The organism is Micromonospora sp. NPDC049081 (assembly GCF_040648835.1).
In the GTDB taxonomy this organism is placed as follows: Bacteria; Actinomycetota; Actinomycetes; order Mycobacteriales; family Micromonosporaceae; genus Micromonospora; species Micromonospora antibiotica.
In genome coordinates this window covers 33,389-57,118 of the sequence record NZ_JBEZEK010000019.1, presented here as the reverse complement: position 1 = coordinate 57,118, position 23,730 = coordinate 33,389, and the positions used below count along the sequence as shown (strand labels likewise).

The following is a 23,730-nucleotide window of genomic DNA, read 5'->3' as shown; positions in this document are numbered from 1 at the left end:
CGCCGGGGATGTTGCTGGGCGGGTCCTCGCCGATCAGGCCCGCCGCCGGCTTCTCCGCCGACACGGGCAGGCCGAAGTCCGCGTACGTCAGGTCGAGCGCCGAGGTCTTGCCCGGCTCGCCGGCCAGCTCGATCCGGTAGCGGACCAGCCGCCCCTGCGCGTCCACCGTCGCGGTGAACGGCACCGTGGCGGCCCGCTCGCCGAGCACCCCACCCACCCCGTCGCCGAGCACCTCGGTGCTGCGCCGCAGGTCCAGCGTGCCGGCGTAGGCCCGTTCGCCGGTGGCGCGTACCCCGGTGGCCGTGCCGAGGGTGCTGGCCAGCCGGGTGTTGTCCAGCCCGGTCCGCTTCGCGGCAGCGGCCTCGGCGGTGCCCAGGTGCCACCAGGTACGCCCGTCCCAGACCGGCACCCGCCGGTCCGGGGCGGTCACCTTCACGTAGACGTCGGTGCCGGTGGCGAGCCGTTCGATGACCACCTTGCCGTTCGCCACGGCCAGCGTCGTCGTCTCCAGTCCACGCCGGCCCTTCGGGTCCCAGACCAGGGTGGTGGTGTCCCCGCCGCCCGCGCCGTCGCCCAGGGTCAGCCGGTAGGACTGCTGGTCGACCCGCTGCGCGGCGGTGGCCAGTACGGCGGCCGGCTCGGTCGGGGCCGGTCCGGTCGTGGCCGACCCGGCGGTCGGTGCCGGTCCCGCGCCGCCGTCGTCCGAGGTGCAGCCAGCCGCTGTCACCAGCGCGACGAGGGCGGCCATGGCGACGGCCAACTTCGGGTGCTTCACGGCGGTCTCCCCGGGTGACGCGCCCGCCGGCCGAGCCGATCGACGCTGGTGACAGAGCGGTCGCGCCAGCCTAGCCCGGCACCCGGCCGCCGACCGGCCACCCCCGACCGCACCGGTCCGGCCCGGGCGACGACGGGTCCGACCCGCGTACACCCGGGCCCTCCGACCGGTCCGGCGACTGGACGCCGCGACCACCGCCGGGGCACCGGGGGCCACCGGAACCGGGTGTGCCCCGGCAGAAACGACAGGCCGGGGCCGGTCAGGGGGCCTCGACGGCGGAGATGCGGTAGCGGTGCACCTCCGCGCCACGGATCGTCGCGACCTGCTCCTGCTCCGGGCCGGACCCCCGGAACGCCAGCAGCTCGTCGTCGGACTCCCAGCGTTCGTAGACGTTGATCCGGCCCGGCTCGACCAGGTCGGCGCCGATGGCGAAGTCGACGCAGCCGGGCGCCGAGCGGGCCTGCCGGACCACCTCCACGCAGGAGGCCAGGTAGGTGTCCCGCTCGGCGGGATCGACGTAGAGACTTCCGGCGACGATGAACACGGACGACCTCCGGTGGGTGGGCGGGACGAACCCCCATCCTCGCCCACCGCAGGCGGCACCGTTCAGGCCCGGCTGATCGCGTTGGCGTGGATCGCCTCCGCCAGGTACTCCGTCAGCCCCGGCACGATCGCCTCGTAGTAGGCGGTGAACCGGGGATCGGCCAGGTACATGTCGGCCAGCCCGGTGTGCACCTCGTACGAGCAGTCGTAGAACCATCCGACGATGAGCTGCCGGTGTTCCTCGGCCAGCGCCATCGCCTCCGCCGAGTCGGCAGGCGTCCCGGCGGTCAGCGCCGCCACGATCCGCCCGCCCCACTCCTCCTGCGCCGCCTTGAGGCGCAGCCAGTCCTCCTTCGAGTAGTTCGCCGCCCGCTGGGTCGACACCCGGTACGCCTCGGTGTCGCCCCAGCGCTCCCGGGCCTCCTCGGCGTGCTCCTCCGGGTCGACGTCACCGAAGACCTCGAACCGTTCCTCCGGGGTCAGTTTGAGTTCCATCCGTCTCGCCTCCATCGCGATCTCGATCGCCGCGACCATCTCCTGGAGTTTCCCGATCCGCCCGGTCAGCAGGTCGTGCTGCCGGCGCAGGTGCGCCGCCGGGTCGGCGGTCGGGTCGTCGAGGATCGCCGCGATCTCCTCCAGCGGAAACCCCAGCTCCCGGTAGAAGCGGACGTGCTGCAACCGCTCCAGGTCCGCGTCGTCGTAGCGGCGGTAGCCGGCCGCCGTCCGGCCGCTCGGCGAGAGCAACCCGATCTCGTCGTAATGATGCAGCGTCCGGACCGTCACCCGGGCCGCCTTCGCCACCTGACCCACCGTGTACGCCATGGTCTCCTCCTTTCCGACACCAAGGTTCCGGCCTGCCGCGACGTGAGGGTCAAGCCCGATTCTGCGCCGCGTCCCCGACCCGTGGGTCCGCGCCACCGCACCGCACCACAAAGCGCCGGGCCGGAACGGGCAGGCCGGAAGCGCCGGGCCGGAAAGGGCAGGCGGAAAGGGCGGGCCGGAAGCATCGCGCTGCAACGGGCGCTCCGGAAGGGGCGGGCCGGGGAGGGCGGAAGGCCGGGTGGGTCAGCGTGGGGTGTGCAGGGCGGCCAACCGGCCCGGGCGGCCGTACCGGTAGCCCTGGCCGTGGACACAGCCGATCGCCGTGACCGCCGCGTGCTGCCCCTCGGTCTCCACCCCCTCGGCCACCACCTCCATGTCGAAGGCCCCGGCCAACCGGGTGACCATCTCGACCGTGGCGTACGCCCGCGCGTCGGTGTCCAGCCGGGCCACGAACGACCGGTCGATCTTGAGGTCGGTGGCGGGGATGCGGTGCAGGTAGCTCAGCGACGAGTAACCGGTGCCGAAGTCGTCGATGGCGATCCGGATGCCCAACTCCCGGAGCTGGGCGAGCCGCTCCAGCACCGCCTCGCTGCCGTCGATCAGCGCCGACTCGGTCAGCTCCAGGGTGAGCGCGCGGGGCGCCAGGCCGGCGGTGGCGGTGGCCGCGGTGACGGTGGCGATCAGGTCGGGGCGGCGCAGGTGCGCGGCGGCGATGTTGACCGCCACGGTCGCCTCGGGCACCAGGGCCCGCCAGGTCGCGGCGGCCCGGCACGCCTCGTGGATCACCCACCGGTCGATCGGCACGATCAACCCGGTCTCCTCCGCCAGCGGCAGGAACGCCGCCGGGGCGAGCAGGCCGAGCCGGGGGTGCCGCCAGCGGACCAGCGCCTCCGCGCTGCGGACCACGCCGGTGGCCAGGTCGACGATCGGCTGGTACTCCAGGTGCAGTTGCCGCTCGTCGACGGCGCGTCGCAGGTCGGCGATCAGCTCGGCCCGGCTGACCGCCGACTCCCGCAGCGCGGGCGTGCAGGTGCGGTACGCGGACTTCCCGGCGGCCTTCGCCGCGTACATGGCGATGTCGGCGTCGCGCAGCAGGTCGGTGTGGGAGGCGTGCTGCGGGCCGAACTCGGCGATGCCGATGCTGGCCGACGGGTGCACCCCGACGTCCTCCTCGCCGACGGACGGCTCCAGGGCGGCGAGGAGCCGTTCGGCGAGCCGTTCCGGGGCGACCGGGCGGTCACCGGCGACCAGCACGGCGAACTCGTCGCCACCGAGCCGGGCGATGGTTCCGTCGCCACCGACGGCCGCCCGCATCCGGACCGCGATGCTGGACAGCAGGGTGTCGCCGGTGGCGTGCCCGAACCGGTCGTTGACCTGCTTGAAGCCGTCCAGGTCGAGGAGCAGGACGGCCACCGGCGGCCCCTCGCGCAGGGCCTGGCGCAGCCGCCGGTTGAACATCAGCCGGTTGGGCAGGCCGGTGAGCTGGTCGGCGTAGGCGAGCCGACGCAGCCGGGCCACCAGCCGCAGGTTCTCGTTGGCCGCCAGCCCCTGCCGCAGGGCGAGCACCCCGAGCAGCGTCATCATGCCGACGAAGACCAGGGGCGGGGTCTGCCCGGTGGGTCGGCGGGCCAGCACCACCGCGATGATCGCCCCGCCGACCGGCAGGTAGGGCAGCGCCACCCGCCACCACGACGGGAGCGGGGACTCGCCGATCTCCTCGGCGCCGTCGCAGGTCGGCGGCGGTGGTCGGGTGGTGGCGATGCCGATCAGCAGGTAGCTCAGCGGCCAGCAGACGTCGATCGGGTGCCCCGGGGCGTAGGTGCCGTGCGCGACCAGCGAGACGTAGACGGCGTCCGCGCCGGCCCGGGTGACCAGGCTCGCCCCGATCAGGGTCAACGGCGGCCACACCGGTCGGGCCGAGCCGGCGACCGCCACCAGGATGGTCAACTGCATCAGGTCGATCATCGGGTAGAGCAGGCCGAGGGTCCGCAGCGGATCGTCGAGGTCGGCGGCGGCGATGTCGCGGAACACCACCACCCAGCCGATCGGGATCAGGGCCAGTCCGACGATCACCCCGTCCAGCACGGTGCGGGCCCGGCCGACCACACTGCGTGGTGCGGTCAGCGCGGCCAGCAACGCGGCCGTGCCGGTGACGATGCCGGCGGTGAAGACCGCCCCGATCAGCGGGGTGTGCGGCAACTCGTCGGCACGCAGCCGGTCCACCGTCCACAGCAGCCGACCGGCGGCCGCCAGGCCCATGGTGAGGGCGAGCAGCGCCCAGAACCGGCGCAGCGGGGCGGGGTGCCGACGCATCGTCCGGGTGCAGGCGTAACTTGCCCAGCTCGCCAGTGCCGTGGCGGTCACGTCGCTGGCCAGGGCCGCCCCGGGCAGCGCGGCGAGCAGCCAGCCCAGCTCCAGCACGACGACCACCGCGGCGACGATCGCACCCACCCGGGGAAGGGCCAGCGGTCGGGTCGGGGCGCCGGAGACGGCGTCCTGGGGTAGCACGGTGATCGCTCCGGCTCTCTCTCCAACGCGCACCTCGACCGTGCGGACGGGCCACGGACGGCGAACCATCGAAGCCTAGCCAGCCGGGCGGGTAGCCGCCACACTCACCGGGTCGGTTATCCGACCACTGGGGACAGCCCGGACGAGGGGTCGGTGAGCGGTGGCCCGCCGTGCGTCCACGGTGTCTCGTCCGCCGTCGGAAACGCGCCGGCCGGCAGGAACGCCTCCGACAGGGTGGTCAGGCAGAGCCGCTCCCCCACCTGCGGCACGGTGCCCGGCGGCGCGGTCAGCCCCCGGCCCATCCCGCCCGACAACTCCAGCACCACCTCGGTCCGGCCGTCCGCCGCCGGGGTCACGAAGACCACCTTCGCCTTCTGCCCCGGCCGCGCCGTCGACCACAGGGTCGCCCCGACCGGCACCCGGACCGCTTCGGTGGTCACCACCTGGATCCTCGGCCGCAGCACCGGTCGTTTGCCGCTGTCGTCCACCCGCGCCGGGTCGGCCAGCGTCACGTCACCGACGAACGCCTCCCCGGTCAGCCGGTGCTCGGCCATCACCAACGGGTCGTCGTAGGCGCGCTGCACGGCGTAGCTGGTCGCGGCGCGTTCCAGCCGGTGCAGCCGGACCGCCGCCGCGACCGCGCCGTCGTGTCGGGGCTGCGGCCCGCCGTCGGCGTCGAGATGCTCGGCATACGAGGTGAAGGCGTCCCGGTCACCGGCCCACCGCCCGGCCACCCGGGCCCCCGGTGGCAGCGCGCCGAGCAACCCCAGGCCACGCCACATCAGCTCCCAGGTGGGCGCGAGCTGCCCGCGCAGCAACCCCACCAGCTCCGCGTACGCCTCGTCGCGCGCGGCCGGGTCGTCGTCGGCCGCCGCCCAGGCGACCATCGCCGGGGCGAGCGCCGCGTTGTCGAACTCCGGGTCGGTGGCCGGCCCGGCCGGCGGGCACACCCCCGGGTCCTCCGCCCGGGCGGCGGCTGCCGCACCGGTCCAGCCGGCCGGCGGGTCGATCCAGCCGAGCAGCGCCGGCAGGTGCAGGTCCTCCACCGCGCTCTGCCCGGTCGCCCAGTGCAGGGTGAGCGCGTCGGTCATCGCCAGCAGCGCCGACGAGCCGGGCTGCTCGGCCCGTTCGGCGAAGAAGGTCAGCCAGCGGCCGAGCAGCGGCACCGCCGGGTGCACCGGATAGTCGCCGTCCGGCCGGCGGAACCGGGTGGACCGGCCGAGCAGCCGCAGGAAGGTGATCCCGGCCGGGTTCGGCACCCACAGCTGCGGGGCGTCGGAGTAGCGGTAGCGGACGTCACGTCCCCGGTCCACGGCCACCGCCTCCGCCACGCCCCGGAAGTCGTCCAGCCAGGGCAGCACGATCCCGGCCAGCTCGGTGACGAAACGGAACCGCTGGTCCCGGTTGCGGGGCTGCGGCACGATCAGCAACCGGGCGTCGTCGGGGGCGGTGCCGACCAACGCGGCGAGCGGGGCGTGCGCCTCACCGGCCATCGCCAGCGGCACCAGCACCAGTGGGCGCTGCGCCAGGTGCAGGTGCCGGACCGTGGCGACCGGCTGGGCCACCCCGGCGGCGACGGCCTGCGCCCGGGCCAGCGCGCGCAGCGTACTCATGCGTGGTGGCCGGCGAGGGCGTCGGCGCGCAACCGGGCGGCGGCCCGCAGCAGCGCGGCGGCCTCCTCCCGCTCCGGGTCGGCGGCCCGCTCGCCGGTCGCCAGGGCCAGTACCTCGGTCACCTCGGCGATCCCGCCGAGCGCCTCCCGCACCGGCCGACCCAGCGCGCCGGTCTGCCCGCGCGCCTCGTCCCGGCAGAAGTACGCCAGCTCGCAGCCGGCCAGGCAGTCCGGCGCGTAACGGGCCGGCACGGTACGCAGCGCGGCGGTCAGCATCGCCGGATCGGCGGCCGGATCGGCGGTGAAGCCGGCCGGTACGGCGGTGAGCAGGTCGTCCAGCCGGGCCATCCGGTCCAGTTGGCGACGCAGCACCAGCAGTTGCTTACGCACGTCGATCAGGCTGGCCACCGGTTGGTTGGCGAAGTCACGTGGGCAGACCAGCACCACCTCGTGTGACACCGACTCCGGGTCCCGCCCCTCGGCGGCGAGCAGCTCCCGCAGCGCCAGCACGTAGACGGCCGACTGGACGGCGGCGGCGGACACCTTCGCCGGGTCGGCCTGGCCGTCGATCACCGGGAACGACTTGATCTCCACGACGTGGAACCGGCCACCGAGCCGGGCGGCGACCAGGTCCGGCTCCAGGTGCACCCGCTGACCGGCGACGTCCAGGCCGAGCAGCGGATGGTCGAACAGCGCCGCGTCCGGCCCGGTGGCGGTCAACGCGGCCCGGGACCGTTCCCGCCGGTCCGGCAGGTCGTCCGCGCCACCCAGGTCCGTCCAGCTCGCCCGCTGCGGCACCGGTACGCCCAACCGCGTCGCGACCAGCCGTAGCAGCTCCGCCCCGCCGTCCGCCTTGACCTGCGCCTCGAACGCGTTGCCCCGGGTGATGGCGAACCGGGACTGGCCGAACCGGGCGGGGAAGCCGACCCGCTGCGCGAGCGCCGACTTGTCCACCCCGGCCCCGTCCAGCACGGCCCGCCGGGCGCAGCCGGGGTTGCCGGTGAGCGCGGCGATCGTCCGGGCGTTGTGGCGTTTCGGGGGCGCGTCGCCCCGGATCGCGGCCAGGCGTCGTGCGGTGCTCGTCACGACAGGCCACGATAGCGGCCCCGACCGACCCCGGCCGACAGCCGACGGTGCGGGGTGGCGCGGGCGGGTCAGCGGCCGGCGGACCGGTTCCAGGGCGAACGGGGCGAACGGGCACCGGCGGCCGGCCGGTGGCGGCGGCGCGACGGGCGACGACCGGGGGTGCAGGGTGGGCGGGAGGCGGCGGGCACCGGCACGGTCGGCGGGCCCGGTGGGCGGCCGACCAGCCAGCAGAGGAAACGGGCCACGGTCAGCCGACCGGGAGGCGGCGGGCCTCGTCGGCGTCGACGGCGTACTCGACGCCACAGAACGAGCACTGCTGCACGTATTTCGTCCGGATCGGGATCAGCGGGACGAAGAACAGGGTGAACTTCGTCGACCGGCGGCTGATCACCTGCGCGGCCTGGTTGCCGCAGTGCCGGCAGACGGCGGTCATCACCCCCGACCGGGTGACCTTGGTGCGGAGTCCGAAGATGAAGAACATCGCCCGGCATTACCCCGCCCGACACCCCGGGAACCACCGGCGGAAAAATCCTGCCCACCGCTGTCCGGAACCGTGCCTCCCGAACGTCACGCCGGTGACGACAACGACACCGAGGAGCGTCCCGATGAAGTACCTGATGCTGGTCTGCACCGACACCGCGCCGGACACCGACCCGGAGGCCGCCCCCGACATCGAGGCATGGGTCGCCGAGCGAGACGGCAGCGGGCAGCGCGTGCTGGGTAGCCGGCTGGCGGACGTGTCGGCGGCCACCACCGTCCGGGTACGCGACGGTGAGCTGCTGCTCACCGACGGGCCGTTCGCCGAGACCAGGGAGGTGATCGTGGGCTTCGACCTGCTGGAGTGCACCGATCTCGACGAGGCGGTGGAGGTGGCCCGTCGCCACCCGATGGCCTACGAGGGGCGGCTCGAACTGCGTCCCCTGGTCGACCTCTGAGGGCCACGGCCGTCGACCCGTGCGGACCGCCGGGCCCGCACCACGGGGGTGGGCCGGCGGGCCCGGTCGCCGGGGACCCGGTCGGCGCGGTCGCGGTGGCGGGCGCCGAGGCGTACCCGCGGATCGTGGCCGCGCTGATCCGGGTGACCGGGGACTGGACGCTCGCCGAGGACTGCGCCCAGGAGGCGCTGGTGGCCGCCGTGCAGCGCTGGCCCCGCGACGGCGTGCCGGGCAATCCGGGCGGCTGGCTGATGACGGTGGCCCGGAACCGGGCGACGGACGTGCTTCGGCGGGCCACCGTGGAACGCCGCAAACTACGCGAGCTGGCGGTGCTCACCGACCAGCACCCCACCCCGGACGATCCGGAGGACGTGGTGGACGACCGGTTGCGGCTCGTGTTCACCTGCTGCCATCCGGCGCTGACGCTGGAGGCCCGGGTGGCGCTGACGCTGCGTACCGTGGCCGGGGTGCCGACCGCCGACATCGCGCGGGCCTTCCTGGTCGGCGAGTCCACCATGACCCGGCGGATCACCCGGGCCAAGGCCAGGATCACCGCCGCAGGCGTCCCCTACCGGGTGCCGACCGGGTCCGCGCTGGCCGAGCGGCTGCCGGGCGTCCTGGCCGTGCTCTACCTGCTCTTCACCCGGGGGTACGACGCGGACGGCGAGCCCGCCTTCGCCGACGAGGCGGTCCGGTTGGCGCGGCTGCTCGACGAGCTGATGCCGGCCGAGCCGGAGGTCGCCGCCCTGTGTGCGCTGCTGCTCTTCCAGCACTCCCGCCGGGCTGCCCGCCGCGACGCCGCCGGTGACCTGCTCACCCTCGCCGAGCAGGACCGCTCCCGCTGGGACCACGCCGCCATCGCCGAGGCCCTGACCGCCCTGGCCCGCGCCGAGCGCCGGTCGGCACCGGCCCAGGCCGACAGCCCGTCGACCACGGTCCCCGCCGACAGCCCGTCAGCCTCGGCCAGGGCCGCCAGCCCCTCGGGCGCGGCCTGCACCGACCGGCCCGGCCCGTATCTGCTCCAGGCCCGGATCGCCGCCTGCCATGCCACCGCGCCGGACGCCGGCCGTACCGACTGGCCGGCCATCGCCCACTGGTACGACGAACTGTCGCGGCTGCGGCCCACCCCGGTGATCGGGTTGAACCGTGCGGTGGCCCACGGCTACGCGTACGGCCCCGCGGCCGGGCTGGCCCTGCTCGCCGAGGCCCGCGCCGACGGGGCATTGGACGGCCACCCGCCGGCGCTGGCGGTGGAGGCGGAGCTGACCGCCCGCAGTGGCGACCCGGTCCGGGCGGCCCTCCTGTTCCGGGCCGCCGCCGACCTGGTGGGCTCGGCCGCCGAACGCCGGGCCCTGCTGCGCCGCGCGGACGGGCTGACCCCGCCCCGCTGAACCGCCCCCGCCTCGGCCGGCCCGGCCCCGCCCTGCCGGTCCGACCCTGCCCCCACTGGTCTGGCCCTGTCTCGCTGACCGGGAAGCGGGGCGGGTCAGCTCGCGGTCAGTCGGGCGACGACCTGGCGGACGGTGTCCACCGGGATCGCGAAGCCGAGGCCGACGCTGCCCTCGTCCTCTCCGGTGGTGGCGATCGCGACGTTGATGCCCACCACCCGCCCGGCGGTGTCGACAAGCGCGCCGCCGGAGTTGCCGTGGTTGATCGCCGCATCGGTCTGTACCAGTCCGGACAGGTCGTCCACCGACCGGTGGAGGGCCGACACGATTCCGGAGGTGACCGTCCCGGCCAGCCCGAGCGGGCTGCCGAACGCCAGCACGGTGTCCCCGACGGTCAGGGTCGAGTCGCTGCCCAGCGTCGCCGGGGTGAGCCCGGACAACCCGGTCGCCCGCAGCAGCGCCAAGTCCGCCGTGGCGTCCTGCGCGACCACGGTCGCCGGGGCGGTACGGCCGTCGGAGAGGGTCACGTCGACCTGGCCGCCGGAGTCCACCACGTGCTGGTTGGTGAGGACGAGTCCGTCGGTGTCGAGAATGACGCCGGATCCGAGGCTGGACTCCCGGGCCCCGGTCACCTCGACGGTGACGATGCTGGGCGACACGACGGCGACCACCGTGGCGAGGGAGTCGATGGTGGCGGCGGAGACCGGGGCGGCGGCCGTCGTGCGAGTGACGGACGAAGCCGGGGCGGTGAACCGGTCCACGACCAGCGCGCCGGTGCCGCCGCCCGCGAGCATCAGCGCCATCGCCGCGCCGCCGGCCACCACCCGTCGACGCCACCGCGACGGCGACAGCGACGGCGAGGACGGCGACGATTGCGGTGGCGAGAACGGCGGCGGTGCGGGTAGGGACGGCGGTGGCGGCTCGGATACCGGGCCAGCCGGTGGGGTCGGGCCAGCCGGTGGGGTCGGGCCAGCCGGTGGGGTCGGGTCGCCGGTTACCGATACCGGGCGCAGCATGGTGTCGGACACCAGGTCACCGCCCCTCGACGAGGATCGACCGGCCGGGCCGAAGACGGTCGGGCCAGTGGCTGTCGGACCGGTGGCGGTGGTTGTCGGGGTGCGGCATGGGCCCTCCTCGGTACGGCGATGGAGCCACCGTGCCGCGCCGCGCTGAGGCCCCCTTGTGGCGTGCCTGTGCGTCCGCCGTGCATGGTGGGCGGGACCCGGTGTGTCCTGCCCTGCCACCCGTGAATCGGCAACGTCATCAGCTCTACAGGAGTCGCCTGCATGACGCCACCGCCTGGCGGTCCGGGCCGGGCCACTCCGGCCAGGGACAGGCCAGAAACGGCCGCGCCCACCCCGCACCTGCGCCCGAACCTCGAAGACCGGCCCGGGCGCAGGTGCGGGGTGGTGGTGGTTCAGGTGCCGGGGGCACCGGTGTGGATCTCCTCGGCCACCCAGATCGGCTGCCAGTCGGCCATCTCGTGGAAGCGGCGCAGCTCGGACAGGCCGGCCACCGACCCGCTCCACGCCGCGTACGGCGGGTTGCCCTCGTCGAAGCCGCTCTGCACGAAGGTGAGCCGCGTCTTTCCGCCGGACTCGGCCAGCTCCCAGGTGGTGACGCCGACCGGCCCCCAGTCCACCGACATCTTCCGGCCGGGCTCCAGGTCGATCACCTTCGCGGCATATCCGCTGTCGAAGCCGCCCATGGCGTACCGGCCGCCGACCCAGGGCTCGATGCCGATCGGGTAGCCGAACCAGGCGCTGGCCTGCGCGGAGTCGGTCAGCGAGGTCCAGACCCGGTCGATCGGCGCGGCGATGGTCAGCTCACCGCGCAGGTCGGTGGAGGTGAAGTCGGTCCTCGGCAGCAGCGGGCGGCCCTCCAGGTGCGCGGCGAGGTTGGCGATCGACAGCGACCACCAGGTCTGCAGGACGCCACGGATGCTGCTGCCGTCCATCGCCTCGGCGAAGTCGAAGTGGCTCTGGCTGAGGGTCAGCGACGTGGTGTCCGGCCCCTGCGCCGTCAGGCGCAGCTCGCTGGTCGTCTCGACCCCGTCGAGCAGCCAGTCGAAGCGCAGCGTGTACGGGTCGGCGTGCCGCAGCCGCTGGTGGGGCGCGTCGCCCTCGGGCGTGTGCCGACCCCAGAACTCGTACCGGCCGGGCAGCTCGACCTCGGCGAGCTCGGTCAGCCAGACGCGCAGCTCGGCCGGGTCGGTGAGCGCCCGCCAGACGGCCTCCACCGGCGCGGCGAGCCGGACGCCCAGCGTGAGTGGTTCAGCCATGCTCTTCCCCCTTGGGGTAACAGGCCACGGCGAGTTTGAAGGCGTCCCCCTCGACGCCGCCGTAGCGGGTGAACAGGTCCTGCAATGTCGACTGCAGGTCGTGCAGAAACTCCTGTCGGCGCTCGGCCGGCACCCGGATCTCGCCGGACACCCCGATCGAGGGCAACTCCGGCACGCTCCGGTCGAGCGCGGCGACGTCGGCCTGCACCTCCTCCATCAGGTCGAGCAGGTGGCCCAGGCTCAGCTCGTCGGAGGCCCGGCGGACGCCGCCGATCCGGCCGACCAGCCGGGGCGAGAGCCAGTACGACCGGGCGACGGCCTGCCAGATGCCCTCGCTGATACCGCGCACCTTCCGGCTGGCCACCTGCTCGACCAGGCCGGCCGTGGCGAGCTGCTTGACGTGGTAATAGACCCGTTGCGGGGTCTGCTCCAGCCGGGCCGCCACCTCGGTGCAGGTGCGGGGCTCGGCCAACTGCCGCAGCACGTCCACGCGCTGCGGCTTGAGCAGGGTCTCGGCCTGCTCGATCTGCTCCAGGTACAGGACGTCTCTCATCTCAAAAACAATCCTGTACGTAAAAATTCTCCTTGTCAATCGGACCGACGAAAGCCGCGCCGAGGTGGCGCGGCTTTCGTCAGGGCGTCGGCGCGTGCGGTCGGGGCGTGCCGCGCGGTCTGGTCAGGGCGTCCAGTTCGGGCGCAGCGGGTAGCCGTTCACGCCGTGCGGGGCGTTACGGGTCGCCAGCACCTGGTGCAGTTGGATGCCGTTACGCTCGAAGGCCAGCCGCGACCCCGCCATGTAGAGGCCCCAGACCCGGGCGGTGCCCAGGCCCACCTCGGCGACGCAGGAATCCCAGTTCGCCACGAGGTTGCGGCACCAGGCGGCCAGGGTCAGCGCGTAGTGCTGCCGCAGGTTCTCCTCGTGGTGCACCTCGAAGCCGGCGTCGTGCACCTCGCCGACCAGGCGGCCCGGCCCGGCCAGCTCGCCGTCGGGGAAGACGTACCGGTCGATGAACGCGCCGGAGCGGTGCGGGGCCCGGTTGTCGGCCCGGGTGATGCAGTGGTTGAGCAACCGGCCACCGGGTCGCAGCCGGTCCCGCAGGGCCCGGAAGTAGGCCGGATAGTTGCGCACCCCGATGTGTTCGGTCAGCCCGATCGAGGAGATCGCGTCGAACTGCTCCCGGGGCGCGTCGCGGTAGTCGAGGTGGCGCACCTCGGCCAGGCCGGTCAGCCCCTCCCGCGCGATGGCCTCCTGCGCCCACTGGGCCTGCGCCCGGGACAGGGTCACCCCGATCGCCTTGACGCCGTACTCGCGGGCGGCGTGCCGGACCATGCCGCCCCAGCCGCAGCCCACGTCGAGCAGGCGCATCCCCGGCTGGAGTGCCAGCTTGCCGGCGACCAGTTCGTACTTGGCCGCCTGGGCCTGCTCCAGGGTGTCGGTCGGGCTGCGGTACACCGCGCAGGTGTACGTCATCGAGTCGCCGAGCACCTTCTCGTAGAAGGCGTTCGACACGTCGTAGTGGTGCGAGATGGCGGTGCTGTCGCGGCCCCGGGAGTGCCGCAGCCCACCCATCACCCGCCGCCAGCGGGGCAGTGCCTCCTGGGGTGGCGCCGGTGGGGGCCGCAGCCGTTCCCAGCCGAGGCCACGCACCAGGGCCAACCCCTCGGCCACCGAGGGCACCCGCAGCCGCAGGTCCAGGAGCACCCGCAGGGCCTCGTACGGGTCGCCGGGGTGCACCCCGCCCAGCCCGAGGTCGCCGCTGACGTAGGCCCGCGCCATGCCCAGGTCGCCCGGGGCGGTGAGCAGGTAGGACAGGCCCCGTTCGGAGCGGATGTCGAGGGTGATCCCGGCGTCGGTCGGGCCGATCGCGCTGCCGTCGTAGCCGGTGACGCGGACCGGCAGGTCATGGGTGGTGACCGCGCGGACGACGTCGGCGACGGTCGGGCCGGGCCGACTTCCCGCCGGCGGGCTGGCCGGGGCGCTCGCCGCCCCCTGTTCTCGGTCGGTCAGGCTCATTTTCGGGCAACCGCCTTCTCGTAGAGTCCGGTGAGCCGATGGTCCGGGTCGTAGCGGTCCTTCACCACACGCCAGGTCTCCCCGCCGTAGAGCTGGTCGAAGGCCGCCCGGTCGTAGTACGCGTCGGAATAGAGCGACTTGTGTCCACCGAATTCCGACACCGCCCGCTCGATGGAGCGGTTCACGTCGCCGTCGGCGGCACCGTCCACGACCTCGACGGTGCCCCAGAAGCCGATGTTGAGGTAGGTCACGCCGGGGCGCAGCGGGTAGAGCGGCCACGCCCGGGCCGAACCGGGACCGGCGGGCTCGCGCAGCCGCAACGGGCACAGCCACACCGGGGTCATCCCGACGTTCCGGTCGAACCAGCGTAGGAAGTCGGCCGTGCCGTCGAGCGGGATCTCGACGTCCTGCACGACCCGTTCCCGGGCCGGCCGGCCCCGCCACCGGTCCACCCGGGCGGCCACCTGGTGCCGGTGTTCCAGCCGGACCAGCCGGTGGTAGACGTCGCTGCGCCGCCAGCGGGCCGGCCAGAGCCGACGCACCACCGGATGCTGCGCGCCGAACGCGGCCGAGCACCAGAACCAGTCGGTGTCCCACCGCCACAGGTAGTCGTAGGTGCCCAGGGTGTCCCGCACCCGGCGACGCAGCGACCGGTAGTAGATGTCCTGGTCGGTGTAGTCGCTGAGTCGTTCGGGCTCGTCGGTGAAGGAGCCGAGCACCAGGTAGGACTCGCCGGGGCTGAACATCACGCCGTCCATCGCGTCGACCGGCCGCCCCTCCCACTCCCCCTTGGCGGTCACCTCGGCGACCGCGTCGGTCAGCTCCTCCAGCCGGGTGAACCGGATGTTGCGCAGGGCCACCGCCCGCCCCACCGGCTGGAGTTCGATGCGCAGCCGGGTGGCGTACCCCAGGCTGCCCAGCGAGTTGGGGAACGCGGCGAACAGGTCGGCCTGCGGGCCGTCCGGCCGGGCGGTGACGACCTCGCCGGCACCGGTGAGGACGTCCAGCTCGACGACCGACTCGTGTGGGAGCCCGTTGCGGAACGACGTGGACTCGATGCCCAGCCCGGTCACCGCGCCGCCCAGGGTGATCGTGCGCAACTGGGGCACGACCAGCGGCATCAGCCCGTGCGGGAGGGTCGCGTCGACCAGGTCCTCGTAGGTGCACATGCCCTGCACCTCGGCGGTGCGGGTGACCGGGTCGACCGACAGCACGCCGTCCAGCCCGCTGACGTCGAGGCCGGGCACGCCGGTGGCCGACCGGGGCCGGAACAGGTTGGAGGTGCGTTTGGCCAGTCGAACGGGTTGCCCCGCAGGCACGGCGGCGTACGACCGCCGCAACGCGTCCACCGCCAGTTCATGATCACGCTGCGCGCGCATGAGATCACTTTACGCGCGAAGCGCCGTTCTGGGGGGACCCCACCGCTGGCCGTTTCGGATCAGCCGAGCCCTCCGGGAGGCGGGTGCGGGGCGGGGCCCGGCGGCCGGCACCCGGGCACCGGCCGGAACCGCCGGCGGCGAGGGGTGCGGGAGCATCGACCGGGGTGGGGCGTAGCGTGGTGGCATGCCGAAAGCCGTGTGGAACGACCAGGTCGTGGCCGAGAGCGACGACACCGTCCTGGTGGAGGGCAACCACTACTTCCCCCGCAGCACCCTGCGCGACGACCTGATCACCGAGTCGACGACCCGGACGGTCTGCCCGTGGAAGGGCACCGCCTCCTACTACTCCCTCACCGACGGTGACCGGACCAGCCCCGACGCGGTCTGGTACTACCCCGACCCGAAGCCCGAGGCGGAGCAGATCCGCGACCGGGTGGCGTTCTGGAAGGACGTCCGGGTCGTCGACTGATCCCTCTCGGGAGCGGGCCGACTGGCCGTCGGCCCGCCCGGTGGGTCACCATGCCTGCATGGCCGTCCCCGATCCGCACCGCGACCCGTCCGGCACCGTGTACGGCGCCCGGCGGGCCGCCCGCCCCGGGCTGCCCCGTGATCCGCTGATGCGGTTCGCGCTGGCCGCCGGGCTGGCCGGCGTACTACTGGGGGTCTTCTTCGCCACCGGCGTGCTGGGCGGCGGCGACGGGCGGACCCAGCCGGTGGTGCCGGCCGCCGCCGCGCCGACCCCCGCCGCGCCGGCCACGGCGGCCCCGGAGACCAGCGCACCACCGGCGACCACCCCGCCGCCCTCGCCCACCCCGCCACCCACCACCCCGGCCACGTTCAGCGGGCCGACCGTGCTGCGGGCGGTCACCTCCGGTCTCTGTGTCGGCACCGACGGCGCGGGTGAGACGGCCACCGCCGAGTTGGCGCCCTGCACCGGTGGCGCGGAGCAGCGGTGGGTCGCCAACCCGGTCGCACCGGACCTGGTGACGCTCACCAACGCCGGGCACGGCCAGTGCCTTGACGTCGAGGGCGGCAGCGGTGACGACGGAGCCAGGATCCAGCAGTTCGGCTGCCACGGGCAGGCCAACCAGCAGTGGCGGCTGACCCCGGTCGGCACCGGCCCGGTCCTGCTGGTCGGCGTCCAGTCAGGCAAGTGCGTGCAGGTCAGGAATGACGGCACCGCGGCCGGCGACGACCTGGTGCAGGCCACCTGCACCGCGTCGGCCGGCCAACAGTGGGCACTCGGCTGACGGGTGCGGCGGGGGTGGCCGTAGCCCGGACCGACCTCGACCCCGCTGTCCGGCCGGCGGACCGGCGGCAGGCCCGACCGGCGTCGGTCAGCCTCGGTAGCTCCACGCCCCGGCGGGGCGGGCCGGCACCAGGAGCGGTGGTGGCAGCGACCGACGTCGGCGCAGCAGCAGCGACAGCACCGCGGCGCCGACCGAGAGCGCCCCCGCCACATACCAGGCCAGCGCGTAGTCACCGAGCCGGTCGCGGACCAGACCGGCGCCGGTCGCCGCGACCGCCGCCCCGAACTGGTGCGCGGCGAAGACCCAGCCGAAGACCACCGCCGCCGAGGCGCCGAAGTACTCCCGGCACAGGGCCACCGTCGGCGGCACGGTCGCCACCCAGTCGAGGCCGTAGAAGACGACGAAGACCAGCATGCTCGGCCCGGTACCGCCGGTGAACAGGCTGGGCAGCAGCAACAGCGACAGACCGCGCAGCGCGTAGTAGCCGGCCAGCAGCAGCCGGCTGTCCACCCGGTCGGTGAGCCACCCCGAGGCCACGACGCCGACGATGTCGAAGAGCCCGACCAGGGCGAGCAGGCCCGCCGCCGTGGTCTGCGGCATCCCGTGGTCGTGTGCGGCCGGCACGAAGTGGGTGCCGACCAGACCGTTGGTGGTCGCGCCACAGATCGCGAAGCCGCCGGCGAGCAGCCAGAACGGGCGGGTCCGGGCGGCGGCGGTGAACGCGCCGACGGCCCGCGCGGCGGCCCCACCGGCTGCCGGCGGCCGGGGCGTCACCTCGGTCGCGCCGTAGGCGGGCAGGCCGAGGTCCGCCGGGTGTTCCCGCAACCACCACACCACCAGTGGTACGACCGCCAGGGCGGCCCCGGCCACCACCAGTGCCGCCGTCCGCCAGCCGTGGTCGCGGACCAGCACCGCGAGCAGCGGCAGGAAGACCAGTTGACCGGCGGCCCCACCGGCGGTGAGCACCCCGGTCACCAGCCCCCGCCGGGCGACGAACCAGCGTCCGGTGACGGTGGCGACGAACGCCAGCGCCATCGACCCGGTGCCCAGCCCGACCAGGACACCCCAGCAGAGGATCAGCTGCCAGCTCGCCGTCATGAAGACGGTCAGGCCGCTGCCGAGCGCCACCAGTGCCAGCGCGCAGGTCACCACCCGGCGGATGCCGAACCGTTCCATCAGCGCGGCGGCGAACGGCGCGGTCAGGCCGTAGAGCAGCAGGTTGACCGAGACGGCGGCGGAGATGGTGGCCAACGGCCAGCGGAACTCGGCGTGCAGCGGGTGCAGCAGCACCGACGGGGTGGCGCGGAAGCCGGCCGCGCCGACCAGCGCGACGAAGGCGACGGCGGCCACGGTCCAGGCCGGGTGGAGACGACGGGCTCGGGTCACGCTCCGAGTCTCGGGGCCCGACCAGACCGGCGACGAGTGGCCGGAAAGCCATCGTACGCAATAATCGGGCCATGACCCTCGTCCCGCACCGGATCGGCGTGCTCGCCCTCGACGGCGTCGTCGGCCTCGACCTGGGCACCCCGGCCCAGGTCTTCGGGGCCGCCTGCACCGCCGACCGGCAACCGCTCTACACCGTCGACACCTGCACCCCCGGCGGCCACCCGGTCCGCAGCTCCTCGGGTTTCCGAGTCCTCCCCGACCACGGGCTCGACCTGCTGACGACCGTCGCCACGGTGGTGGTGCCCGGCCTGCACGGCGGCCCGCCGATGACCGACGGCACCGTCGACCCGGCGGTGACCGCGGCCCTGCGGCAGGCCCACGACCGGGGCGCCCGGATCATGTCGATCTGCACGGGCGCGTTCGCGCTGGCCGCCGCCGGGCTGCTCGACGGGCACCGGGCCACCACCCACTGGGCGCACGTCGAACCGTTCCGTCGGCTGTACCCGCAGGTCGACCTCGACCCGGACGTGCTCTTCATCGACTCCGGCCAGCTGCTCACCTCGGCCGGGGTGGCCGCCGGGATCGACCTCTGCCTGCACGTCATCCGCAGCGACCACGGCAGCGAGGTCGCCAACCGGGCGGCCCGGCGGTGCGTGGTGCCGCCCTGGCGCGACGGCGGCCAGGCCCAGTACATCGAACGACCGGTGCCACGCAGCCCGGCCAGCGGGACGGCGGCCACCCGCGAGTGGGCCCGCCAGCAGTTGCACGAGCCGGTCACCCTGCGGGAACTGGCCGCCCATGCCCGGATGAGCGTACGCACCTTCACCCGGCACTTCCGCTCGGAGACCGGGCTCAGCCCGGCACAGTGGCTGCTCCAGCAGCGCACCGACCACGCCCGGCTCCTCCTGGAGACCACCGACCTCACCGTCGACCAGGTGGCCCGCCGGGCGGGCTTCGGCACCACCGCCGCCCTGCGCCAGCACCTGCACACCCGGATCGGCGTCTCCCCCTCGACCTACCGGCGCACCTTCCGCCGACCCCCACCCCCACCCGCCGTCGATCATGCGGTGGTGGGGTCCGCCACGACCGCATGACCGACGCGGGGGTGGGTGGGGGTCAGGTCGTGTGGCGGGAGCGGAGATAGTCGGAGACCACGTATTCGCCCAGGTCACCCAGGTCGGGGGTGAAGAGGCGGCCCCGGGAGCGCTTGGCGACGGCATCCATGAAGCGCCGCAGTCCGGGGTCGTCGCCCAGCAGGAACAGGTTGAGGGTGACACCGGCGCGGGCCAGCCGGTCCACCTCGCGGATGGTCGCCTGGACCGTCTCGGGCAGCGTCGGCCAGTGGAAGTACGCCTCGCCGTCGTCCGGGTCGAGATGCGCGGTCGGCTCACCGTCGGTGACCACCAGCACCACCGGCTCGGCCCCCGGATGCCGGCGCAGGTGCCGGCCGGCCAGCCGCAACGCGTGCTGCAGGTTGGTGCCCTGCTCCATGTCCGGCTCCACCGCCGCCAGCTCCCGCTGGGTCAGCGTCACCGCCTCCCGACCGAACCCGACGATCTGCAACGCGTCCTGCGGGAACCGGGTCGCCATCAGGTGCGACAGGGCCAGCGCCGTCTGCTTCATCGGCCCCCACCGCCCCTGCGACACCATCGAGTACGACAGGTCCACGCAGAGCGCCACCGCCGCCGACGCCCGCCGTTCCGTCTCCACCACCTCGAAGTCCTCGACGGCGAGCTGGAGCGGCACGGTGGGGCCGGCCCGGCGGACCGCCCGGGTGAGCGTGCGCACCACGTCCAACGGCTGCTCGTCGCCGTACTCCCACTGCCGGGAGGCGCCGCTGACCTCGCCGGCCGCCCCGGCCGTACGCAGGTCGTGCTGGCCGCGCGGGCCGGCGGTGAGGTCGGCGAAGACCCGGCGCAGCGCGGTCCCGGCCAACCGGCGCAACGCCTTCGGGCTGAGCGTCAACCCGTCGGCGGCCCGGCCCACCCAGCCCTGCCGGCGCAGCTCCCGCTCCAGCTCCCGCAGCCGGCGTACGTCGTCGGCGGCGTCGCGGCCCAACGTCCGGGCGACCGCCTCGACGTCCACGTCGTCCAGGGTGGCCCCCGGCTGCTGCTGGTCGAGGGAGTCGAGCAGCTCGTCCAGCTCGGCGATCTCGTCCAGCGCCCCCGTCGCCTCGCCGTAGCCGAGCGGCTGGTCGCCCCGGACCCGCTCGCCGCGCTGCCAGTTCAGGTCGGGGCGCAGGGCGCGCAGGTGGGCGTCGAGGGCGGACAACTCACCGGCGAGCCGGTCACCGAGCGACTGCCGCATCAACCCGGCCAGCTCCTCGCGCTGCCGGTCGGACAGCGACCGCATCAGCCGCTCACCGGCCGCCGACCGGCGGGCCAGCACGTCGACCAGTTCGTCGACGGTGCCCGGCTGCTCCGGGAAGAACTCGCCGTGCCGGCGCATGAACTCGGCGAACGCGTCGGTGGTGTCCTCCGCACGGGCGTGCCGGGCCAACAGGTCGTTGAGGTCCCGCATCATCTCGGCGAGCCGCGCCTGCACGGCCGGGTCACCGGCGGCCCGCGCGGCGTCGCGCAGCCCGGCGAACCGCTGCTCCAGCACCTCCCCGCGCAGCCCGTCGAGAATCCGCTGGTACGCCTGCCGGGCCTCGTCGCTGGTCCACCGGTAGCCGGCCAGCTCCTGCACCGCGCGGGCGGTGGACCGGGGCAGGTTGTCGAGCACCGCCTCGGCGAACCGGGCGTCGTCGTCGGTGCGCTCACGCAGCGCGTCCCGCTCCGCCGCGAGGGCCTGGTCGAGCAAAGCCCGGGACCGGGTCACCGCGCCGTCCAGGTCACCCCGGCGCAGCGCCTCCCGGCGCAGCCGGCGGGCCCGGGCGGCCAGGTCGTCCAGGCCGCCCCGGCCCTGGGGGCCACGACGCAGCAGATCCCGCAGCGCCTCCCGCAGACTGCCGCCGGCCAGCACCTCCGCGCCGACGGAGTCCACGGCGGCACGCACGTCGTACGGCGGGGCGAGCGGGTCGGGGCCGCCCTGCCACTGGCCGTACCGGAACCGGTTGCCGGCCATCCTCAGCTCCGACCGCCGTAGACGGTACGACCGGAATCGGTGACGTCCTTGCCGAGCCGGCGGGTCAGGTGCAGCCCCTCCAGCACGAACTCGACCCCGGCGGCGGCCTGCTCCGGGGTGGGCGCGTCGCCCAGCCCCAGCCGGTCCAGCGCCTTGGCCAGCCCCGGCACGGTGCCGACCTGACGCAGCAGCTCCGCCGAGGAGACCAGCTCACCGGTCTCGATGACCGCCCCCTCGGCGACCAGCGCGGTGAAACCGGAGAGGTCCAACCCGGCCAGCCGGGCCAGGAACGTCTCGGCGGTGGCGGCCCGCAGCAGGTGGGCCAGGACCTCGATCTCCCGCCCCTCCTCGCCACTTTCGAACTCCACCTTGCCGCGCAACGTCGAGGTCACCGACACCGCGTCGCCGACCCGGGCGACCGGCTGCTCGGGCCGTACCGTGGCGTCGCCGGCACCCGACGCGGAGCCGGCGGCCGACGCGCCGGCCGGACCGGCGAGCAGACCGGCGCGGCGCAACGCGGCGGCGGCGACCGTCTCGGCGGCGGCGATGGCGAACCGGGCCGAGACACCGGAGCGCGGGTCCACCGACGGCGACTCGCGCACCGCGCGGGCGAACCGGGCCAGCACCTCCAGGACGTGCTCCGGCACCTCGGCGACCAGGTCGGCCTCCTGCCGGATCAGGGCCAGCTCCAGCTCCAGGTCGACCGGGTAGTGGGTGCGGACCTCCGCACCGAACCGGTCCTTGAGCGGGGTGATGATCCGGCCCCGGTTGGTGTAGTCCTCCGGGTTGGCGCTGGCCACCAGGAACAGGTCCAGCGGCAGCCGCAGCTGGTAGCCGCGAACCTGGATGTCCCGCTCCTCCAGCACGTTGAGCAGCGCCACCTGGATCCGCTCGGCCAGGTCGGGCAGCTCGTTGACGGCGAAGATCCCCCGGTTGGTGCGCGGCACCAACCCGAAGTGGATGGTCTCCGGGTCACCGAGGGTACGACCCTGGGCGATCCGGATCGGGTCGACGTCACCGATCAGGTCACCCACGCTGGTGTCCGGGGTGGCCAGCTTCTCGCCGTACCGCATCGAACGGTGCAGCCAGCCGATCGGCAGGTCGTCGCCGGCCTCGGCGACCGACGCGCGGGAGGCCGGGGTGAGCGGGTGCAACGGGTGCTCGTTGAGCACCGAGCCGGGCAGCACCGGGGTCCACTCGTCGAGCAGCGCCACCAGCGCGCGGATCAGTCGGGTCTTGCCCTGGCCGCGTTCGCCGAGCAGCACCATGTCGTGGCCGGCGAGCAACGCCCGCTCGACCTCGGGCAGCACGCTGTCGTCGTAGCCGACGATGCCGGGGAAACGGTCCTCGCCGGAGCGCATCCGGGCCAGGAGGTTGTGGCGGAGTTCCTGCTTGACGGTCTGGTACCGGTGTCCGGCGGCGCGCAGTGCGCCGAGGGTGCCCGGCAGGTCGGCGGGCGGGACCGGGAGAGCCTGGTTGGGCGCAGTCACCCGACCCACGCTAGCGCGGTCGGGTGCCCTGTGCCGCCGGCACCGGGATCGCTCTTCCGACATGCCGGCCCGGGCCGGGCGGCGGGGCTAGGGTCGACGGCGTGACCTACCTCGCCGCTGACGACCGCTACGACCAGCTGACCTACCGCCGCAGTGGGCGCAGTGGCCTGCGACTGCCCGCCATCTCGCTCGGGTTGTGGCACAACTTCGGGCCCGACCGCCCCTTCGCCCGCCAGCGGGACATCGTCTGCCGGGCGTTCGACCTCGGCGTCACCCACTTCGACCTGGCCAACAACTACGGCCCACCGCCCGGCGCGGCGGAGGAGGCGTTCGGACGGCTGCTCGCCACCGATCTGAAGCCGTACCGCGACGAGCTGGTGGTGTCCAGCAAGGCCGGCTACCTGATGTGGCCCGGCCCGTACGGCGAGTGGGGCTCCCGCAAGTACCTGATCTCCTCGCTGGACCAGTCGCTGCGGCGGATGGGCCTGGACCACGTGGACATCTTCTACTCCCACCGTTTCGACCCGGACACCCCGCTGGAGGAGACGATGGGCGCGTTGGACGCCATCGTCCGGTCCGGTCGGGCGCGCTACGTCGGCGTCTCCAACTACGACTCGGAGCAGACCACGCGGGCCGCCGCGATCCTGCGTGACCTGGGTACGCCGCTGCTGATCAACCAACCGTCGTACTCGATGTTCAACCGGTGGACCGAGGCCGACGGGTTGCTCGACACGCTGGCCGAGGTCGGTGCGGGCTGCATCGCCTACAGTCCACTGGCCCAGGGGCTGCTCACCGACCGCTACCTCGACGGCATCCCCGCCGACTCCCGGGTGCGCACCAGCGTCTTCCTCGACGAGAACGACGTGACCGAGGAGAAGCTGGCCACCATCCGGGGCCTGGCCGGGATCGCCGGGCGGCGGGGGCAGACGTTGGCCCAGCTCGCGCTCGCCTGGGCGCTGCGGGACCCCCGGATGACCAGCGTGATCATCGGGGCGAGCAGCGTGGCCCAACTGGAGGGCAACATCGCCGCCGTACGCCATCTCGACCTCACCCCCGACGAGCTGACCGAAATCGATCAGCTCCTCCCCTGACCCGCCCCGCCGGGGGGTGACTGCCGGGCGAGGCCGGGGGCGACCGTGGCGACGGGGTAGAGACGAACGTCGCGGCGGGACCGCCGCGGATGCCCGGACGAGGC

The 23,730-nt window shown here is 74.3% G+C and carries 21 protein-coding genes; 6 read left to right on the top strand and 15 right to left on the bottom strand.

What is annotated here, in order from left to right:
* The 7 genes from AB0B63_RS23935 to AB0B63_RS23905 all read right to left on the bottom strand — a co-directional run.
* Window positions 1–775 (bottom strand): hypothetical protein (locus AB0B63_RS23935; RefSeq protein WP_357022376.1); only part of this gene is annotated, 775 nt, incomplete at its 3' end.
* Window positions 776–1,034: 259 nt separating this feature from the next.
* On the bottom strand, window positions 1,035–1,319 hold the full coding sequence (locus tag AB0B63_RS23930) for an antibiotic biosynthesis monooxygenase family protein (RefSeq protein ID WP_357022373.1): 285 nt from the start codon (window positions 1,317–1,319) through the stop codon (window positions 1,035–1,037).
* Window positions 1,320–1,381: 62 nt separating this feature from the next.
* Window positions 1,382–2,140: a MerR family transcriptional regulator gene (locus AB0B63_RS23925; protein WP_357022370.1), complete on the bottom strand. Its 759-nt coding sequence runs from the start codon at window positions 2,138–2,140 to the stop codon at window positions 1,382–1,384.
* A 243-nt stretch (window positions 2,141–2,383) separates the two neighbouring features.
* Window positions 2,384–4,648 carry an EAL domain-containing protein gene (locus AB0B63_RS23920; RefSeq protein WP_357022367.1) on the bottom strand — a complete coding sequence of 755 codons (2,265 nt, stop codon included), beginning with the start codon at window positions 4,646–4,648 and terminating at the stop codon, window positions 2,384–2,386.
* A gap of 116 nt (window positions 4,649–4,764) precedes the next feature.
* Window positions 4,765–6,261, bottom strand: a complete 1,497-nt coding sequence (locus tag AB0B63_RS23915) for a hypothetical protein (RefSeq protein ID WP_357022364.1) — start codon at window positions 6,259–6,261, stop codon at window positions 4,765–4,767.
* Window positions 6,258–7,346, bottom strand: a complete 1,089-nt coding sequence (locus AB0B63_RS23910; RefSeq protein ID WP_357022361.1) for a hypothetical protein — start codon at window positions 7,344–7,346, stop codon at window positions 6,258–6,260. The genes AB0B63_RS23915 and AB0B63_RS23910 overlap by 4 nt, the downstream gene beginning before the upstream one ends.
* A 247-nt stretch (window positions 7,347–7,593) precedes the next feature.
* Window positions 7,594–7,827: a zinc-ribbon domain-containing protein gene (locus AB0B63_RS23905; RefSeq protein WP_091251437.1), complete on the bottom strand. Its 234-nt coding sequence runs from the start codon at window positions 7,825–7,827 to the stop codon at window positions 7,594–7,596.
* 124 nt (window positions 7,828–7,951) lie between these two features.
* Here AB0B63_RS23905 and AB0B63_RS23900 point away from each other — a divergent pair, with 124 nt between their 5' ends.
* Together AB0B63_RS23900 and AB0B63_RS23895 are read left to right on the top strand one after the other, a co-directional pair.
* Window positions 7,952–8,281, top strand: coding sequence for a YciI family protein (locus AB0B63_RS23900; RefSeq protein ID WP_357022358.1), 330 nt, complete (start codon window positions 7,952–7,954; stop codon window positions 8,279–8,281).
* A gap of 95 nt (window positions 8,282–8,376) precedes the next feature.
* The gene (locus AB0B63_RS23895; RefSeq protein ID WP_357022355.1) at window positions 8,377–9,672 is read left to right on the top strand and encodes a sigma-70 family RNA polymerase sigma factor; all 1,296 of its coding nucleotides are present in this window, start codon (window positions 8,377–8,379) and stop codon (window positions 9,670–9,672) included.
* Window positions 9,673–9,767: 95 nt separating this feature from the next.
* Here AB0B63_RS23895 and AB0B63_RS23890 read toward each other — a convergent pair whose 3' ends face one another.
* From AB0B63_RS23890 to AB0B63_RS23870, 5 genes are all read right to left on the bottom strand, one after another.
* A complete protein-coding gene (locus AB0B63_RS23890) occupies window positions 9,768–10,493 on the bottom strand; it encodes a trypsin-like peptidase domain-containing protein (RefSeq protein ID WP_307799700.1) in 726 nt (241 codons plus the stop codon).
* 593 nt (window positions 10,494–11,086) lie between these two features.
* A complete protein-coding gene (locus AB0B63_RS23885; RefSeq protein WP_357022352.1) occupies window positions 11,087–11,950 on the bottom strand; it encodes an SRPBCC family protein in 864 nt (287 codons plus the stop codon).
* The gene (locus tag AB0B63_RS23880) at window positions 11,943–12,503 is read right to left on the bottom strand and encodes a helix-turn-helix domain-containing protein (protein WP_208569650.1); all 561 of its coding nucleotides are present in this window, start codon (window positions 12,501–12,503) and stop codon (window positions 11,943–11,945) included. Before AB0B63_RS23880 ends, AB0B63_RS23885 begins: the two co-directional genes overlap by 8 nt.
* A gap of 123 nt (window positions 12,504–12,626) precedes the next feature.
* Window positions 12,627–13,964: a cyclopropane-fatty-acyl-phospholipid synthase family protein gene (locus AB0B63_RS23875; protein ID WP_357022348.1), complete on the bottom strand. Its 1,338-nt coding sequence runs from the start codon at window positions 13,962–13,964 to the stop codon at window positions 12,627–12,629.
* A complete protein-coding gene (locus AB0B63_RS23870) occupies window positions 13,961–15,343 on the bottom strand; it encodes an FAD-binding oxidoreductase (RefSeq protein ID WP_357022344.1) in 1,383 nt (460 codons plus the stop codon). The genes AB0B63_RS23875 and AB0B63_RS23870 overlap by 4 nt, the downstream gene beginning before the upstream one ends.
* 184 nt (window positions 15,344–15,527) lie before the next feature.
* Here AB0B63_RS23870 and AB0B63_RS23865 point away from each other — a divergent pair, with 184 nt between their 5' ends.
* Window positions 15,528–15,812: a DUF427 domain-containing protein gene (locus AB0B63_RS23865; protein WP_357022341.1), complete on the top strand. Its 285-nt coding sequence runs from the start codon at window positions 15,528–15,530 to the stop codon at window positions 15,810–15,812.
* Window positions 15,813–15,870: 58 nt separating this feature from the next.
* Window positions 15,871–16,593 carry an RICIN domain-containing protein gene (locus tag AB0B63_RS23860; RefSeq protein WP_208569654.1) on the top strand — a complete coding sequence of 241 codons (723 nt, stop codon included), beginning with the start codon at window positions 15,871–15,873 and terminating at the stop codon, window positions 16,591–16,593.
* An 87-nt stretch (window positions 16,594–16,680) separates the two neighbouring features.
* On the opposite strand, the gene AB0B63_RS23855 is transcribed toward AB0B63_RS23860, so the two are convergent.
* Complete coding sequence (locus tag AB0B63_RS23855; RefSeq protein WP_357022337.1) at window positions 16,681–17,979, bottom strand: MFS transporter; 1,299 nt, start codon at window positions 17,977–17,979, stop codon at window positions 16,681–16,683.
* 71 nt (window positions 17,980–18,050) lie between these two features.
* Between AB0B63_RS23855 and AB0B63_RS23850 the strand changes: the two genes are divergently transcribed.
* Window positions 18,051–19,073 (top strand): helix-turn-helix domain-containing protein, encoded by a 1,023-nt coding sequence (locus AB0B63_RS23850; protein WP_357022334.1) that lies wholly within the window; start codon window positions 18,051–18,053, stop codon window positions 19,071–19,073.
* 22 nt (window positions 19,074–19,095) lie between these two features.
* Here AB0B63_RS23850 and AB0B63_RS23845 read toward each other — a convergent pair whose 3' ends face one another.
* Together AB0B63_RS23845 and AB0B63_RS23840 are read right to left on the bottom strand one after the other, a co-directional pair.
* The gene (locus AB0B63_RS23845; protein WP_357022331.1) at window positions 19,096–21,045 is read right to left on the bottom strand and encodes a VWA domain-containing protein; all 1,950 of its coding nucleotides are present in this window, start codon (window positions 21,043–21,045) and stop codon (window positions 19,096–19,098) included.
* A 2-nt stretch (window positions 21,046–21,047) separates the two neighbouring features.
* Window positions 21,048–22,544: a magnesium chelatase gene (locus AB0B63_RS23840; RefSeq protein WP_208569658.1), complete on the bottom strand. Its 1,497-nt coding sequence runs from the start codon at window positions 22,542–22,544 to the stop codon at window positions 21,048–21,050.
* A 92-nt stretch (window positions 22,545–22,636) separates the two neighbouring features.
* On the opposite strand from AB0B63_RS23840, the gene mgrA reads away from it, so the two are divergent.
* Window positions 22,637–23,626 carry an L-glyceraldehyde 3-phosphate reductase gene (gene mgrA / locus AB0B63_RS23835; protein ID WP_208569659.1) on the top strand — a complete coding sequence of 330 codons (990 nt, stop codon included), beginning with the start codon at window positions 22,637–22,639 and terminating at the stop codon, window positions 23,624–23,626.
* The last annotated feature ends 104 nt before the right edge of the window (window positions 23,627–23,730 follow it).